The sequence below is a fragment of the Nostoc sp. genome, from assembly GCF_036917375.1.
In the GTDB taxonomy this organism is placed as follows: Bacteria; Cyanobacteriota; Cyanobacteriia; order Cyanobacteriales; family Nostocaceae; genus Nostoc.
Window position 1 is genome coordinate 125,740 of record NZ_JBALDN010000028.1, and the last position, 16,596, is coordinate 142,335.

At 41.7% G+C, this 16,596-nt stretch carries 10 protein-coding genes and 1 pseudogene; 6 read left to right on the forward strand and 5 right to left on the reverse strand.

Annotated features, from left to right (window positions below; translation table 11 throughout):
* Positions 1-35: 35 nt before the first annotated feature.
* Positions 36-2,453, forward strand: a complete 2,418-nt coding sequence (locus V7K45_RS07600; protein ID WP_335001959.1) for an EamA family transporter — start codon at positions 36-38, stop codon at positions 2,451-2,453.
* A 1,906-nt stretch (positions 2,454-4,359) separates the two neighbouring features.
* Positions 4,360-5,259 carry a heterocyst differentiation master regulator HetR gene (gene hetR, locus V7K45_RS07605; RefSeq protein ID WP_322693770.1) on the forward strand — a complete coding sequence of 300 codons (900 nt, stop codon included), beginning with the start codon at positions 4,360-4,362 and terminating at the stop codon, positions 5,257-5,259.
* Between the two features lie 460 nt (positions 5,260-5,719).
* Here the strand turns inward: hetR and V7K45_RS07610 are convergent, their stop codons facing one another.
* Both V7K45_RS07610 and V7K45_RS07615 read right to left on the reverse strand, forming a co-directional pair.
* Positions 5,720-5,962 carry a hypothetical protein gene (locus V7K45_RS07610; RefSeq protein WP_335001962.1) on the reverse strand — a complete coding sequence of 81 codons (243 nt, stop codon included), beginning with the start codon at positions 5,960-5,962 and terminating at the stop codon, positions 5,720-5,722.
* A gap of 366 nt (positions 5,963-6,328) precedes the next feature.
* A complete protein-coding gene (locus tag V7K45_RS07615; RefSeq protein ID WP_335001980.1) occupies positions 6,329-7,012 on the reverse strand; it encodes a hypothetical protein in 684 nt (227 codons plus the stop codon).
* A 468-nt stretch (positions 7,013-7,480) separates the two neighbouring features.
* Between V7K45_RS07615 and rpsD the strand changes: the two genes are divergently transcribed.
* Positions 7,481-8,089 carry a 30S ribosomal protein S4 gene (gene rpsD / locus V7K45_RS07620; protein ID WP_335001964.1) on the forward strand — a complete coding sequence of 203 codons (609 nt, stop codon included), beginning with the start codon at positions 7,481-7,483 and terminating at the stop codon, positions 8,087-8,089.
* Positions 8,090-8,155: 66 nt separating this feature from the next.
* On the opposite strand, the gene moaA is transcribed toward rpsD, so the two are convergent.
* Entirely contained in the window at positions 8,156-9,142 is a 987-nt protein-coding gene (gene moaA, locus V7K45_RS07625) for a GTP 3',8-cyclase MoaA (RefSeq protein WP_335001966.1), read from the reverse strand.
* A 205-nt stretch (positions 9,143-9,347) separates the two neighbouring features.
* Between moaA and V7K45_RS07630 the strand changes: the two are divergent.
* The 3 genes and pseudogenes from V7K45_RS07630 to V7K45_RS07640 form a co-directional block, all read left to right on the forward strand.
* Positions 9,348-9,863, forward strand: a pseudogene (locus V7K45_RS07630) (hypothetical protein); the annotation flags it as partial.
* Positions 9,864-10,090: 227 nt separating this feature from the next.
* Positions 10,091-12,076, forward strand: a complete 1,986-nt coding sequence (locus tag V7K45_RS07635; RefSeq protein WP_335001968.1) for a tetratricopeptide repeat protein — start codon at positions 10,091-10,093, stop codon at positions 12,074-12,076.
* Positions 12,077-12,215: 139 nt separating this feature from the next.
* The gene (locus V7K45_RS07640; protein ID WP_335001970.1) at positions 12,216-13,247 is read left to right on the forward strand and encodes a hypothetical protein; all 1,032 of its coding nucleotides are present in this window, start codon (positions 12,216-12,218) and stop codon (positions 13,245-13,247) included.
* Positions 13,248-13,302: 55 nt separating this feature from the next.
* Here the strand turns inward: V7K45_RS07640 and V7K45_RS07645 are convergent, their stop codons facing one another.
* Together V7K45_RS07645 and V7K45_RS07650 are read right to left on the reverse strand one after the other, a co-directional pair.
* The gene (locus tag V7K45_RS07645) at positions 13,303-15,849 is read right to left on the reverse strand and encodes a two-partner secretion domain-containing protein (protein ID WP_335001972.1); all 2,547 of its coding nucleotides are present in this window, start codon (positions 15,847-15,849) and stop codon (positions 13,303-13,305) included.
* Positions 15,807-16,082: a hypothetical protein gene (locus tag V7K45_RS07650; protein ID WP_335001974.1), complete on the reverse strand. Its 276-nt coding sequence runs from the start codon at positions 16,080-16,082 to the stop codon at positions 15,807-15,809. The genes V7K45_RS07645 and V7K45_RS07650 overlap by 43 nt, the downstream gene beginning before the upstream one ends.
* Positions 16,083-16,596 lie beyond the last annotated feature (514 nt).

Genomic DNA, 16,596 nt, shown 5'->3' on the forward strand with positions numbered 1-16,596 from the left:
AGCTTTATCGTCAAAGTGTTAGAGGTTAGAAGCTAATGGGGCGATTCGAGAAGCAACCAGAAAACCCAAGAGTCAGAGGGGAGCTATCTAGAGCAGCAGAAAATGCTCTTTGGGCCGTAGTTGAAGACTTAGAAAATCTTCAGCAGAATGTCCTCAGAGGTTTGCAGGAAGACGTAAAGCGGCTTCAGTCAGAAAAGAATCGGTTATCTGATGAGATTCAAAGCTTGGTAGAGGAAAAAGAGCATTTACAACAAGTGCGCCAAATCACCGAGCAGCAAGTGTTAATTCGGCAACTGGCAGAAGTTCTGGCAAAGCATATATCTTCACAACTGCAATCCTCTCTGACAACTTTAGCTAATCAAAGCATAGAGGGCAACTCTTACGAACAAGCCGCGCTCAAGTCTGCTGAAGTCAGCAGCAATGTAGTAGGTGAAATTAATGAAAAAGTCGAACACATGTTTGACAGTCTCGATGACACCGTTACTGTTACCTTTAATTCCTTACAACAGGAGCTGAAGAACTATCAAAGTAATCTTTCCCAACAGTTGTCACGGATGTATAGCCAGCAGCAGCAAGGGGAAACGATTTTGGCGGAGTTTGTTAACCGCCTGCATGGAGAACTAGAAAAAACTATAGAAGAAACTACACGCAAATCAGCAACAGCAGGTATACCTACTGTTTTGCAGTTTACGGAGCCAGAAAAAAACACTTCTGTTGAAACATCCTTGCCAGAGTTTGAGGAAGTAGTAAGAAATTCCCTTGAGCCAATTTCCCCGATCTCCAATCAATTTTCACCAAGGGAAACAACATTAGAACCGCCGACTGCTAGAGAAAACGTCGCAAATCCAATTTCTTCTCCCAGCAAGGATTTGTCGCCAAGAGAAACAACATCACAGCCGCCGATTGTTAGAGAAAATACCACGAATCCAATTTCTTCTCCCAGCAAGGATTTGTCGGTAAGGGAAATAACATCAGTAGAGCCGCCTATTTTTAAAGAAAATACCACGAATCCAATTTCTTCTCCCAGCAAGGATTTATCACCAAAAGAAACAACATTAGAGCCGCCGAGTGTTAGAGAAAATACCACGAATCCAATTGCTGTCCCCAGCCAGGATTTATCGCCAAGGGAAACGCCATCAGAATCTACTGCGGCTGTAGTTCCGCCATCAAAGGATAATGACACCGAGCCAATTTCTGTCCTTAATCAGGAATCGCCGGAAAACGAAACGAAATCAGAGCCTCAGCTCGCATCTGTACTACAGCCGAGAATAATCCGACCTTCTCTCAAGATTCCTACTGAACCACTTTCTGTCCGCCGTAAGAACGTATCGCAAAGCACAGCTGAATCCTCATCGACTACTGCGCCAGAACCGCAGGTGGAAGCAAAACCCCCACAATTGCGATCGCCTAATTCCTCTGAGTTATCGACACTCAGAATCGGTTTGTTTTTGATCGTCTTATCAGCAGTGGTATCGTCACTTTACAACGTAGCCATCAAGGTGATTTTCCACGAAGGTTCCCAGATTTTTGGAGTATTAGAGGTAGAGCAATTGCTACCGCCGACTTTGGGCAATACTCTGTTAATTTTGACGCTACGGTTTATGGTAGTCGTACCATTAATGGTACTTTTATCTCCGATATTGCATCCAAGACTGTGGCAAGACTTGGAAAACTTGTCCACTTCAGTCCGAGGAAATTCCACACCTGCTAATGCAGCTACCAAGCAGATTTTGGTGTTGTCAATTGTAAGTGGGTGCTTTTTGTTTTTATCGCAGGTACTAATCTACATTGCGATCGCTCAAGTCACAACTGGAATGGCGATCGCACTGTTCTTTATCTATCCAATGGTTAGCGGTCTATTTTCATGGTTTCTGTTTCGCGATCGCCCCACTCTATTCCGTATCGCGGCGATCGCTGCAATTTGCTGCGGTGAATTGTTGGTTTTAGGGGGTTCTCCCAGCATCGGTATCGGTAATACTTCAATGGGAAGCAGTACCGCCATTCTTTCGGGTGTGGCTTTTGCAGCCTATATAATTCTGACGCGAGTCTGTGCTAGCAAACTGCATCCGGTGACTTTTACTTTAATTAACTTCACTACCATGCTGTTGTTGAGCTTCATCTGTTTGATGCTACCTTTGCCCAGCAATTGGAACTTGGTAGTAGTTGACCCCACTAAAATGCTGGAATTAGTTTTAAGCGCGTTTATTTTGGGTGTGCTGACCCTTGCAGGTTATTTGCTCAATAATGTTGGTATTAGTAAATTAGGTGCCTCGCGATCGGCGCTCATCGGTGGTAGCATCCCAGTTTTAACCGTGATTTTCGCTGGGTTAATCATTCAAGAAAATTTGGATATTGTGCAAATTCTGGGAGTGTTATTTGTAACCTTTGGCGCGGCTGCTTTCAGCTTTGAAACAATGCGAAATCAGGTTAAACCCTCTAGTCCCACGAATTAAATGACGAGTTCAATCAGCTTAAGGGTGATGGGAGCTACTTTACTCCCCATCACTCTCAGCATCAATCCTGACGTTAATGCGCTCACTTGTGACTTCAAGATCCCCGACTTCTCAAAGAAATCGGGGATTTCAGTTTTTACGAATAATTTCAGAATGCTGTATGGGTGCAGATAACACTTAAATAAATCGACTTGTAATATATTTTTAGGAATTTAGCCTGATACAGGTAGGGAAAACACGTATATGTAAGCAATATGAGTAGTACTGACTCCAACAATTGAGCACAAGTACTTGCTTACAGAGAAGATTCGCAAGGAGTTAAGACTATTGCGGCACATTTTGGAACTAAGAGATGGGGAAGTCGCAGAAATGTTTAGAGTAACTCGTTTTTTCAAGTCAAACACACTTTGTTGATATTAGCGGTCGGCCTACCTGTTTTTTCGTAGAGAGGCAAAGTAAGTGGGCAAGAATAAACAACTTTATGTTAAGCAATGTAAAATTACCAAATTGCCTTGTCTTGAGGGCTAAAGCCCTTATCCGTCGGTTTTATTTGTCGCTAATCGGGAAGCTTCCCAGACTGCACTCAGTCACGACAAATCTTTAATCATTCACACCCACTTACTAATTGTGTTTCGTAAGATGGTATCTTTATTTCTGTCGTTTTATACAAGTCAACTTAATCTGCGTAGGCGTAGCCCACCGTAGGTATCGCCAAAACACCCAGAAAAACAAGCTTTTATCGTAGCCTACTACGGATTATCACTCTTTTATAGCAACAAACTATCTACGTAATTTAAGTCTCTGAAATATATAAAATAGCGAGGTAAAACATATTTGAAAGTAGCCAGTAAATTAGTTAAATCATGAAAATTTAAAATTTTTTCATGAAAGAAATATAAATTTCTGGCAAAAAAACCTCTAAACAATCATCGGATGGAACCCAAGATGTTTTATTATATGTATAGCTATTAACTGATATTTCGGTTATTAGTACGAGCGAAAAACCCTTATACATACGCGATTCAATTGGAATTAATCGCGACTTTTTGTGTCCGACGATCGATATAAAATAATAAATAAAACTTGGATTTAAGAGTAGATATAAAATTATCATCAAACCTTGACTTATGCAAAATATAAAATATTTAAATAGTCATAATTAATCAACTTTAAAATGCATAATTTTATTTCAAAACCAAAAAATAGTGATATGATGAGGAACAATATTTGAAAAACAACAGGTATTTGAAAATTGGAATTATTTGCTCTACTTGATGTCTATTATTTTCCCTCAAACCAACGGCTGATAATGCCGAGACATCACTGGAGGTTGTGAACTAGATGATAGTTCACAACGAACTGTATAGCTCAACCTCTAAATGTGGCTACACCTGGTAAGCGATTTGTTTTGAGACTATTGCCAATTATTTCTAGTCACTTATGTACTACAAATAATTCTCCAAAGCTGAAAAAAAGCATCTTTTTCTAGTAATAGATATCCCAGATTAACCGCGCAAACTAGTTTTTACTCTGAGTCGGCATAGTGCCATAATTAGGTGTAAGCAGCTTGACGTTGTTGCTCTTGAAAGATGAAAAAGACCAGAAAACTGATAGGCTTTGGAGATTAGTTGCAGCATAGTTGACTGTTGGGACAGAAACCGCCGTTAAGTTGGATTTGGTGGTGTCTCTAATTTTCCTGTTATATGCTTCAGACAGTTATAGTGAGAACTAGCGACTCTGCTTTTGTACCAGGAAATATGCGAAAACGGTAGTTTGCGCTACCACCGATATCATCGTTATCGCATACTAATATAGTTTGAAGTAAAGACAGCCTTCAGCCAGGTGTATACTACCTATTTTCACTCGATTAAAAATTGTGTAAACGTGCTATTCAATTGTCTGTAATATGAGTAACGACATAGATCTGATCAAACGTCTTGACCCCAGTGCGATGGATCAGATCATGCTTTATCTGGCTTTTAGTGCCATGCGGACGAGTGGGCACAGGCATGGGGCATTTTTAGACGCAGCCGCAACAGCAGCAAAGTGTGCAATTTACATGACCTATCTAGAGCAGGGACAAAACCTGCGAATGACAGGGCACTTGCATCACTTGGAGCCAAAACGAGTAAAAATTATTGTAGAAGAAGTCAGACAGGCACTAACAGAAGGCAAACTGTTAAAAATGCTGGGTTCTCAGGAACCTCGCTATTTAATTCAATTGCCTTATGTCTGGCTAGAAAAATATCCTTGGCAACCGGGGCGATCGCGCGTTCCTGGTACTAATTTGACAAGTGAAGAAAAAAGACAAATTGAGCAGAAACTACCCAGTAATTTACCTGATGCTCAGTTAGTTAGCTCCTTTGAGTTTCTGGATTTGATCGAGTTTTTACACAAGCGATCGCAAGAAGACTTGCCACCAGAACACCAAATGCCTTTGAGCGAAGCTTTAGGCGAGCATATCAAGCGCCGTCTGCTTTACTCAGGGACGGTAACGCGGATTGATTCTCCTTGGGGAATGCCCTTCTACGCGCTTACCCGTCTTTCCTATACCCCAACAGACGATGAAGAACGTACACACATCACCGTGGAAGATACTGCTCGGTATTTCCGCATGATGAAAAATTGGGCAGAACGACGACGAAACGCCATGCGCTTGCTGGAAGAACTTGATATCCTTCCAGAAAAAATGGAGCAGGCTATGGAAGAATTAGATGAAGTTATCCGTGCCTGGGCAGACAAATATCATCAAGACGGTGGTATTGCAGTGGTTTTACAGACGGCTTTTGGTGAAAGAGAAGACTAGTACAACTAACTGTGCAAACTGTGCAAAATTCTAAAGTCCCAAAGCTGCAAAACTGACGTGAGTTCAACTAACCTCTCTCCAACTCCTCTTTGCGTTGGAGAGGAGAATTATAATGTTTTTCATTTATTTGAATGAAATGCTTAACTGGTTAGTGGACACTTTGGCAACAGTGCGAGGTATCGGAATGCCCATAAGTGGCAGAAGTGCTACCGAAGTTTGTCCGACCTAATACAACGTTTGACAAAAGTTGCATTAGTGTACAATCCGCCTGAAAGTTCGCGTGATATCTTTGTAGTCTGCATAAGATCAAGTCTTGGCATCATCGAGAAGGGCAAAAGGACGGCTTTTTTGGGCGAAGTGCTGAAACTTCTTCAACCTTTCGATGATGATATAGATACCAAAGTAAGAAATATAGTAACTATTATTTATTGCTTCAATTGCAGCTTGTTCCGACTTGGGACTAGTGCGACAAAGCGATCGCTTTCTCTACGATCGAACTACCTATAATCCAATACGCCTGAGTTAGCGCCAAAAACCTTAAGTTATGTAGATTGGGGAGCCACTGGGCCTTTGCGGTTTCCCAACTTGTACCCCTTTGGGGAAGCAAGCTACGCGCAGCGCGTCTCCCCTTTTCCTTTTGCCAGAGGCGCTGCACCAAGGGAGAAGCAAGTGGCGTTTGAAGAAAGAAACCCAACATTTTCATACCTTTGTTGGGTTGCGCTTTGCTTCACCCAACCTACAATTTTTCACAAAGCCAAGCATTTTGACCGATAATCTTTTCTTTGACGCAGATGGGATTGGTAAAGCTGCACAAGTTCAAATCGCCCAGTTCTCGAATCAGGCAATCGTAACTAATGTCAATATTACTAAGCTATATAGTCAGCAAAGGTAAATTATACAGTCAGGTTGAAGCATTGTAAATATATAAGGCTGGGTTTCGCTGTTGCTCAACCCAACCTACAAATTAAAATCAGATGATTTATTTTTTGGTAGTCCCTGAATCAGGTTGGCAAATAGCCACTCTAAGATTCAACCTGGATTTTCAATCAATTACACAAAGCACTGTAATCTAATTAGTGCCCGGTTGGGTTGGAATAACTGGTTGAGTTGGAATAACTGGTTGAGTTGGAACAACTGGTTGGGTTGGAACAATCGGTTGGTTAGGAAATGGGGTAGTTTCTAAACTTGGACTTGAACCCGCAGGAATTATCGTTGGCGGTGTAGACGAAGATGAAGCACCGATAACACTATCATCAGCACTGATACAAGTATCTAGTGCTTGAGTGGCGGGAAAGTCGATTTGGCTACGCAAGCCAACCACACACTGGCCAAAGCGCACGGGTAACAAACTGCGTCCACAATAATCTAAAACTGTTGGATTAGCTTCTTCCTTAGTACTTAAGCTGACACCAACTACACAGGTTGCTAACTCTTCAGGACGCCGGGCCTTCCCACAAGAAGAAAGCGCATCTGTCGCAGCAATTTGGGTTTCCTTATCAATTTTCACCACGCAAGCAGCCAAATCTTTTGGACGCAGTGCTGCTGCACAACCTTCTGATGCCGCTTCTGCCTTTACACCCACACTCAAGAGGCGACCCGCACAGACACTATAATCATTCCTGTAGGAGGCAGCAACAGCCACATTAGGCAAGATTGTTAAACATCCAGCTATAGCCAAAACTGGTAATGTTAAAATCCTGGAGGTGGAACTGCCTTGTTTGTTCTTAACTCTGCTAACCACTTTTTTGCTCATTGACATTGCCATTCTCCAAACACCCAAAGTTATGCTAACTCAAATATCTTAAAAATCCTCTGTAATCTAAGAATTTCAGAGGTAGTAAAGTATAGACATAATTAATTATGTCGAAAATTGTGTTAATATAGCTGTTTGAAAGATAAGTAGGCAACGTAAAAAGTATTTCAGAGTAAGAATACTGCGTAAACCAATCTGATGATTGAGTAGCCTACGAAACTAAATAAACACAAAAAACTTATGGGCAGAAGTACGGCGTGACAGGTCGGAATTCAGGCTTGGGGGCTAGTTTGTCGGGTTTACCGATTAAAAGCAACTGGCGCAAAAATCGATGCGTCTACCTTGGTGAGATAGGTCTTACCTCGGTAAGCAGCTTCAAAAAACCAAGAATCCCCTGATTAACAATTAGGGGAGTGTCAAAATGGAATGTTTCGGTAAAGTTTAAACAGGATTAGATTAAGGAAACTCATGTCCCGATATAGAGGGCCCCGCCTCAGAATTGTCCGCCGCTTGGGCGACTTACCAGGATTAACTCGTAAAAGTGCCAGACGCGCTTACCCACCTGGGCAGCATGGCCAGAATCGCAAGAAGCGCTCTGAATATGCTATCCGTCTAGAGGAAAAGCAAAAGCTCCGCTTCAACTACGGTTTGACTGAAAAGCAATTACTCCGCTATGTGCGGAAAGCCAGACGTGTTACTGGTTCTACCGGACAAGTGCTGCTGCAATTGCTAGAGATGCGCTTGGATAATACCGTTTTCCGCTTGGGTATAGCCCCGACTATCCCAGCAGCGCGTCAATTGGTAAATCACGGTCACGTAACTGTTAACGGTCGTGTGGTGAATATTGCCAGCTATCAATGCCGTCCTGGGGAAACAATTGCAGTCAGAGATCGGGCACAATCACGGAAGTTGGTGGAAGCTAACTTGCAATATCCCGGTTTGGCAAACCTGCCCAGTCATTTGGAATTTGACAAAAATAAGTTGGTTGGTAAAGTCAACAGCCTTATTGAGCGCGAATGGGTGGCACTACAAGTTAATGAACTACTTGTGGTGGAATACTACTCACGACAAGCCTAAGCAGTTAGGAGTTATGAGTTATGAGTTAGGAGTTGCAAGACGATAATTCCTAACTCCTAACTTTTTTCATCCGCCAATTTGCGACATGGTGCGAGTGTATGTACCTGAAATGCCAGAATCGCGTTGTTTAAAGTTAATTTCTGGTTTGATTCCGAGTAAATGCCTCACCTGCTCTTGTAATTGAGCGGTGCTAACACCAGAACGTAGGGCAGTTTTTAAATCTATTTGACCAGTTTCATTTAATAAACAGGGACGCAGCCAGCCATCAGCACTCAGGCGCATCCGATTACAACGATCGCAAAAACATTCTGACATCTGACTAATAAATCCCAGTGTCCCCTTCGCATTGGGAATTTGAAAGACATCAGCAGGGCCAGCACCACGAACTTGTGATTCTGTCAAGCCCCAGCGATCGCGAATACGTTCTCGTAAATCGGCTGAAGATACCCAACCGCGATCGCCAAATAAATGCACATTACCAATGGGCATAAATTCAATAAATCGAACGTGCCACTGTTTATCAATTGTCAGGGCGGCTAAATCGAGAACTTCGTGGTCATTAACCCCAGGAATCACCACCACATTCAGCTTCAGGGGGTCGAATCCGACTTGATGGGCAGCTTGAATCCCCTGCCAAACTTGTTGCCAACGAGAACGCCCCTGATTACCAATAATTTGGTCAAAAATATCGGGATCGAGAGAGTCAAGACTAATATTAATTCGTCGCAGACCAGCATTGTAGAGGTTTTGCGCCATCGGAGCCAGCAAAAAACCGTTAGTGGTCATTGATAGGTCTTGAGTTTGGGGTAAAGTTGCGATCGCACCGACTAAATCCACCACACGCGGACGCAACAAGGGTTCTCCCCCAGTCAAACGAAATCGGGTAAAGCCTACTGGAATAAATACTTCTTGAATTAAGGTGAGTAGTTCTTCATCAGTCAATAACTGTTGCTTGAGAATATAGTCCAGTTCTACTCCCTCTGGCATACAGTACTGACAACGAAAATTGCAGCGATCGATTAAGCTAATGCGGAGGTAGTCTACCTGGTTCATCGTTTTATTTTTATTCTCTCTGATCAATTAAAGACTTTACAAAAGTGGTTTGCTCCTTCTTACTATCTTTGTTGTAATTCAAAATACCTTACTCCCCCTTAAGTATGAGTCCACAGATTGTGGCATAATAAGCCGATCGCATCCACTAGTTAGTCATCAATCGTGCAAGATACCGACTCCATCAACAACCTCGCTGCGGCTTTGCAACTTGCTACCCCAAGCAGTTAAGGAAAAAGTGGCAGATAACACCCTTCCTCCCCGCTACATCGCCCCACTGGTGAAGGAAATGGAATAAACTGCCAGAATCGCTCCAAAAGGAAATTGCTGCTAATCCTGATGTGGATACCCTCAAACAGGTAACTACTGAAGCGCGTAACTTGGCGAAATAGCTCAAAGGAGCGGCTCAAGTTCAGGCGTTGACGCAGAAAGATGTTGACATCGAAACAGCCCTAGAGTAAGCGCAAAGAGTTGGCTGTTTGAGCATTGCTACTGATTTGGTAAATCAAGCATCGCAGATTGAACAAACGATCGCTAAACTCTACATGACTTGGAAACGCATCGGTAATTTAGCAGAGCGATTATATGTAGATAGTGGCGCAATTACACCCAATTTGCGATCGCTCCTCACTTGCTTGAATCTCTGTGTGATGAAATTATGGAATCACAACTTAGTGGCGCGACTGAACACACTATTCGTTTGCAAATTCAGGAGACAAATTAGGCAGTGGGGAGTTAGGAGTTTGAGGTTTGGATGTCCAGATTTAAGATTCGTGCCATTCAACTGGGAATACTAAGCTGAGATTCCTTGTAAGGTAAAACTCGATTCCTAAAAACATGAACTCGATTACACTACAAAAAGCAAAACAGGCTGTATTTATAAAATTTTCTAATGTATTGCAGCACTTCGCTAAACTTATACTTTGTATTTTACTTGCATTTATTCTGAGTATGACAGAGATTATTTTACCTACTATACCTATAACAAGGCAAGGAGTGGCTGAGGCAGTTCCTATCAATAAATATCTATCGTCCTTGCAGGTAGATAAGACACTCGCAGTTTTGGAAAAAGCTACAAATTTTATTGCCACAGGGAGTTCTTTTATCCCAGATATTTCTATTTTAAGAGCAACATTGTCGCCGACTATTGCTCCTACTTTGGCACCAACTTTCACACCAACTTTCTTTCCTCTATCTTTCATTGGCAGAGTAGATTTCTTTTTTGAAGCTCAAGAGGTTAACTTAATTAAGATTAATATAGGTGATAAAAAAGATTCCTTTGTGTCTCTTGCTTTAGAGTGTTATAAATTAGGGGTTGAAAAGGCTCAACAAGAAAAAGCAGATTATAAGGGTGCTATTAAGCATTACAGCGATGCTTTAAGTAAAGATGGCAAGTTTGCAGAAGCTCATGTAAGCCGAGGTCGTGCATATTCTGAGTTAGGAGATCAGGATAGAGCTATTAAAGATTATACTATGGCAATGAATGTTAGCCCCAAATTTGCCGAAGACAAAGATAGATATGTTGAACCATTACTAGGGCGAGGTACTGTTTACATCAAACTTGGTAATTATCAGGCAGCACTTGATGATTTTAATCTAGCAGTTAAACTAAATCCTGACTTTTATGATGCTTATTTAGGCAGAGCTATTATTTATATTGAGCAAAAAGATTATCAACAAGCAATTAATGATTTAACAGAAGCATTAAAGTTAACTGCTGATAATTATCCGGCTGCGTTTCTAAAACGTGGTTCTGTTTGGGCTGAATTGGGCGAATACGAAAAAGCTATTGAAGACTTCACTCAGGCTATTGATAATAATGCAGATGATGCTAATACCTATTATGCAGATGCCTATTATAAACGCGGTCTTGCTAATTTAAAATTAGGCGAACCAAAAAAAGCAATCGAGGATTTAAATAATGCTATTAAGCTAGATTCTAAGTATTATGAAGCTTATGATATCCGTGCGATCGCTCACGAAACACTTGGAGAATACGAAGCTGCAAATAAAGATTACATCAGTGCAGATTATAGTAAGGCGTTATTAATGTATAATCTCACAGGGCATTCAGGAAACATTGCTGCGGTTCGGTCAGTGGCTATCAGTTCTGATGGAACAACTTTAGCTAGTGGGAGTGAAGACTCAACTATCAAACTATGGAATTTAAAGACAGGGCAAGAAATTAACACACTGTCTGGAAATTTAGTTTTTGTTTTTGCTGTAACTTTTAGCCCTGATGGTCAAACTATTGCTAGTTCCGGTGCTGAAAAAACTATTGAACTTTGGAATGTCAGCACAGGAGAACAAATCCTTACTATGTCAGGGCATTCTAGTTGGATTGGTTCCCTTGCTTTTAGCCCAGACGGACAGACCATAGCTAGTGGAAGTGATGACAAAACCATTAAATTTTGGAATATAGAAACTGGAGAACAAATTCGTAGCTTCTCTGGTCACTCAGACTATATTAAGTCTTTGAGTTTTAGTCCAAATAATAATATTATCGCTAGTGGAAGCTGCGACAAAACTATCAAATTATGGGAAGTGCAAACTGGCAAAGAAATTAATACCCTAGAAGGACATCAAAAGTGTGTTCGTGCTATAGCTTTTAGCCCAAATGGTCAAACTTTGGCTAGTGGTAGCGAAGACAATAACATCATACTTTGGGATTGGCAAAATAATAGGCAGATACGTACTTTTAAAGGTCACTCTAATGCAGTGACATCCTTGGCTTTTAGCCCTGATGGTCTAACCCTTGTGAGTGGTAGTGACGACAAAACCATTAAAGTATGGGATGTGCAAACTGGACTACCAATGATCGCTCTTTTTGGGCATGAATCTTATGTAGAGTCAGTAGCTTTTAGTCCAGATGGTAAAAATATTGTTAGTGGTGGTTATGACAAAACAGTTAAAGTGTGGCAGATGCCTTGGCAGTAAACTAAAGATAGTATGAGCGAAGAGTGCGATCGCACCATACTATCTTTGTTGTAACTCAAAATACCTTACTCCCCCTTAAGTATGAGTCCACAGATTGTGGCATAATAAGCCGATCGCATCCACTAGTTAGTCATCAATCGTGCAAGATACCGACTCCATCAACGACCTTGCTGCTGCTTTACTACAGCCAGCCGATATCAGCTTTGAACTGCCCGATCCAGAAGATGAACAGATTCTAGAGTCAGATTTTCAACAGCAGCTAGAAATAGCTTGGCAGGTATGCGATCGCTTTGATTTGCAAACTGAAATCTGGCGGGGGCGAATTTTACGGGCGATCCGCGACAGAGAAAAAGTGGGTGGTGACGGCCGCGGTACTGGTTTTCTTCGATGGCTAAAAGAGCGGGAAATCAGTAAAAGTCAAGCATACTCCTGGATTCAACTGGCGAATAGTGCCGATACTTTAATCGAAGATGGTAAACTTGACCCCGGCTCTGTGAACAACTTCAGTAAACGGGCATTTGTTGAAACCTCCAAAGCAGTCCCAGAAGTGCAACAGATGGTGAGTGAAGCCGCCCAAAAAGGCGATCGCATCACTAGGCGAGAAGTGCGTCAACTCAGCGATGAATGGACAGCCATGTCCTCAGATTTATTACCCGAAGCAGTCAAAGAAAAAGCCGCAGATAACACCCTTCCCCCGCGCTACATCGCCCCTCTGGTGAAGGAAATGGAAAAACTGCCAGAATCGCATCAAAAGTTTATCCAAAAGGAAATAGCTGCCAATCCTGATGTGGATACCCTGAAACAGGTAACTACTGAAGCGCGTAACTTGGCGAAATATTTGAAAGGGGCGGCTCAAGTTCAGGCGCTAACGCAGGAGAATATTGATATTGAAACAGCCTTAGAAGAAGCGCAAAGAGTCGGCTGTTTGAGCATTGCTGCTGATTTGGTAAATCAAGCATCGCAAATTGAACAAACGATCGCTAAATTGTACATGACTTGGAAACGGATCGGTAATTTAGCAGATCGATTATATGTAGATACTGGCGCAAGTACACCCAACTTGCGATCGCTTCTCACTTGCTTGGAACCTCTGGGTGGTGAAATTATGGAATTGCAACTTAGTGGTGCGACTGAACACACTGTTCGTTTGCAAATTCAGGAGACGAATTAGGAAGTAGGCATTGCACTTGACTGCAAAGTTACAAAATATCGCCATATCTCAATTTTTAATGAGCAGCGCAAGATTTAGAGGTGAGCGAGGAGTTATGGGGCGTCGCTGTGGGTACTTGAGCAACCAGAACTACGTTCCCATTGGCATCGATTACCCAGCCTTGGGCTTCTACAATTTGAGTAGGTTCGTTGACAAAATTAACTTTCTGTGATTTTTGTTCTGTATGTCGCTGCGCCTGAACAACGGCTCTTTTCTGAATACCGCCAGCACGATTATGACTCTCTGGAGGAAGCGTAATCCAATCTGCCAACACCGCATCATCAGCTATCAATGGCTCCGTGGGATCGGCTACTAGTCCTCCACGTCCAGTAGTAATAAATGAATTTCTTGCTATTTTTCCACCACTACTACAACTAGCAACAATTTGCCGCGAAGCATCAACCAGATTTACAGGCAATTCTACTAATCCTTTGCTGGGGTCAGCATCTGGTGAGTTGATTTGTACTGTGCCATTTAATGAAGGGTTTTGCTGAGAAAACGCCGTGATGTCATTTGTTTGGAGATTATTCGGGTCTTTTTCTTCTGGGTCAAGCTTCTCTACGTCTGCACCTGTGCGAGGCACAAAACCAAAAAGGTTCTTAGCGGTGATTGTGATTTTACCACCAGAGCCAGAGAAGCCGTTGGCAGTGATATCGTTATTTCCTAAAGGGCTGGCGACAAGGAAGCCATTTGGTGCATTGATGGTGATATTACCACCATCTCCATTACCCTTGGCGTTAGTGGTTATTTTACTTTCGCGCCGCATCAGTAATAAGTCCCGCAGATGTAGCGAAATATTACCGCCCTGTCCTGAGTCACTATCAGATGTAATTTGTCCTTGGTTGTCCAGCAGGATGGAGCGAGCAGTTATATTTAGATCGCCTGCTTTTCCTGAGCTAGTTACATCCTCTGCGTACTTGAAATAGTTTGGAAGAAATTGACTGTTCACAGTTATTGCAGCTCCGTCTCGGACTATCAATTCTTCTGTATCAATTGTAACTGTCCCTGCATCTGCAGAAGTGCTAGTAGAAGCCAACAAGACAGTTGTTGCCAAACCTCCAGAAGTTCCTATTAATTCTACAGAGGATGCTTTAACTGTTAAATTTCCTCCTTTTCCTGTACCTGCTATTGGTCGTGAGTTTCCTCCAGATCCTGATGCAGTAGAGTCTGTTGTTATTTGTCCGCCATCGTGGATAAGCAATCGTCCAGTGGTAATCTCTATGTCACCTGCTTTTCCAGCAGCACCGGTTGAACTAAATAATAGACTAGGTGTGTAAGCATTATCTACGAAAAAGCTACCAGTAACCTCCACAGACTCAGAGGCTCTTACACTCAACTTTCCTCCATCCCGTATACCAGTTGTAGCAGTAGATACTTGGGCGCCATCGCTAACGATTAATTTCCTGGAGGTAATTGTTAAGTCACCGACATTTTCATTGCCCGTGTTTTTATTACCTGTGCTTTGAGTAGTTAGTAACACATTTCCTCCAGTTATTTCTACAGAGTTACCCCGTACCTGGATATTACCGCCACTCTCACCACTAGCATCTACCTGAGATGCAATTCCAGAACCGTCAGTTTGCTGGATTAGTCGAATATTCTGGAAATTCTGGACATCTGCATATCCCAAACTCCAGGCTTGGTTTGTTGACTTTAGACTAACCAAACTATTGCCACTAACACTTCCTAGTTCAATTCGTCCTGAAGCTGCTGTTAAATTTCCGCCCTCTAAGGTTATATCACCGCCTACAAGTGCTAAGGTTTTACCTAAAGGTACTTGTAAGCCAACGGGTTTTTTTAAGATATTAGTTGTTTTATCTGGATTGGATGCTTGAGATTGATTGCTGATGGGAGCCGCAGTTGCTCCAAATTGTAAACCAATGGGAACACTTACTATTAGGAGAGGTATGGGTTGAGGATCTGTGGCACTAAATTTAGTCCCATCAGCAAAGTTCAGACTACTTGCCGTACTCGCTACAAATGAACCACCAATTTGTAAAGAAGCATTAGGACCAAAAATAATCCCGTTAGGATTAATCAAAAATAGGTTTGCTTCGCCATTACTTTTAAGGATGCCATCAATATTAGAACCAGACTTACCTGTTACTCGAGTAATAATATTCTCAATAGATTTGGGGTTATTGAAGTATGCTGCCTGTTTATTGAGAACCGAAAACTCTTCAAAGCTATGGAACAAGTTCGTACCACGAATTGCTCCACCATCGATCTTGTCAGTAGGCTGTCCATTAATGATCTGACGTGTAACAACTGAACTTTCAGATCCTAGAGTTTTATCCTCTCTAATCTGGGCAGAGGCATAATTTTTAGAGAAGGCAAATGTTCCAATAATTGCTAAAGCACTCACCAGCCCGAAGTTCCAGTACTGACTGCTTCGACTTTGATAAATCACAGAATTTGCACCCCAAAAAAGTTCTTTAGTGTAATTTAATAGTGAAATACTGCCGATTGCTAATGATGAACGGTTGCAAACAATAAACGGCAGTAACACAACATAAAAATTCAATGAGGCAAACACTTCTTCTGACCATTCTCTATCCAACAAATTGGATCTGATTCAAGGCTAAGTTGCAGGTTTAAGGAATTATCTTCTGATATAGCATCATTTTTAAGTGTAACGCTAGAATCAGACTTGCTCAGACTTCCAATAAGCTCGTTTTGCTCATTGTTTGTTGACTCATTTAATGTTTCAGAATCCCTAATTTTTGAGTTATTCAGGCTTTCACTAGATTCGTTTTGAATATCATCTGTTTGTTGTTGTGTATTTTGAGAAGTCATAATTTTCGCTCTTTTTGCAGATTGGTAAATGCGTGAACTTATCTTGTGATGTACTAAATTAACGTGAGTTTGATTAGTACTGTTTGGCAACAAAGGAATTAATAATACAAAGTCTAGAGTGGTACGAAAGCATCAGGTTTCTAACGCTCTTGTGAACTCCGATAATTATGAATTCAACTTGACTAGTTATAATTACGCATTGTGTTACAAAACTTCATATATTTATGCCGGATTTTTTTAAAGCATTCATGAATCTGGCTATTCACCGTTGATTACTCAAGAGAATTGAGTAATTGATATCTCCTCAAGTCTCACACTCTGTTTACGGTTTGGATAAACCCAGAAGCTTTATTAAGGCGATCGCTTGCATAAAGTCCATAGCGAATCAGCGATGTCTACGACGGTCTACGCCTACGCACTGATACCATTTCTTTATGAAGCTGCGCTAAATAAAGCTTCAAGAATAAAGTCGTAAGAAGTGAGAGAAGCAATCACCTCAGGTGTAATTGCTTTG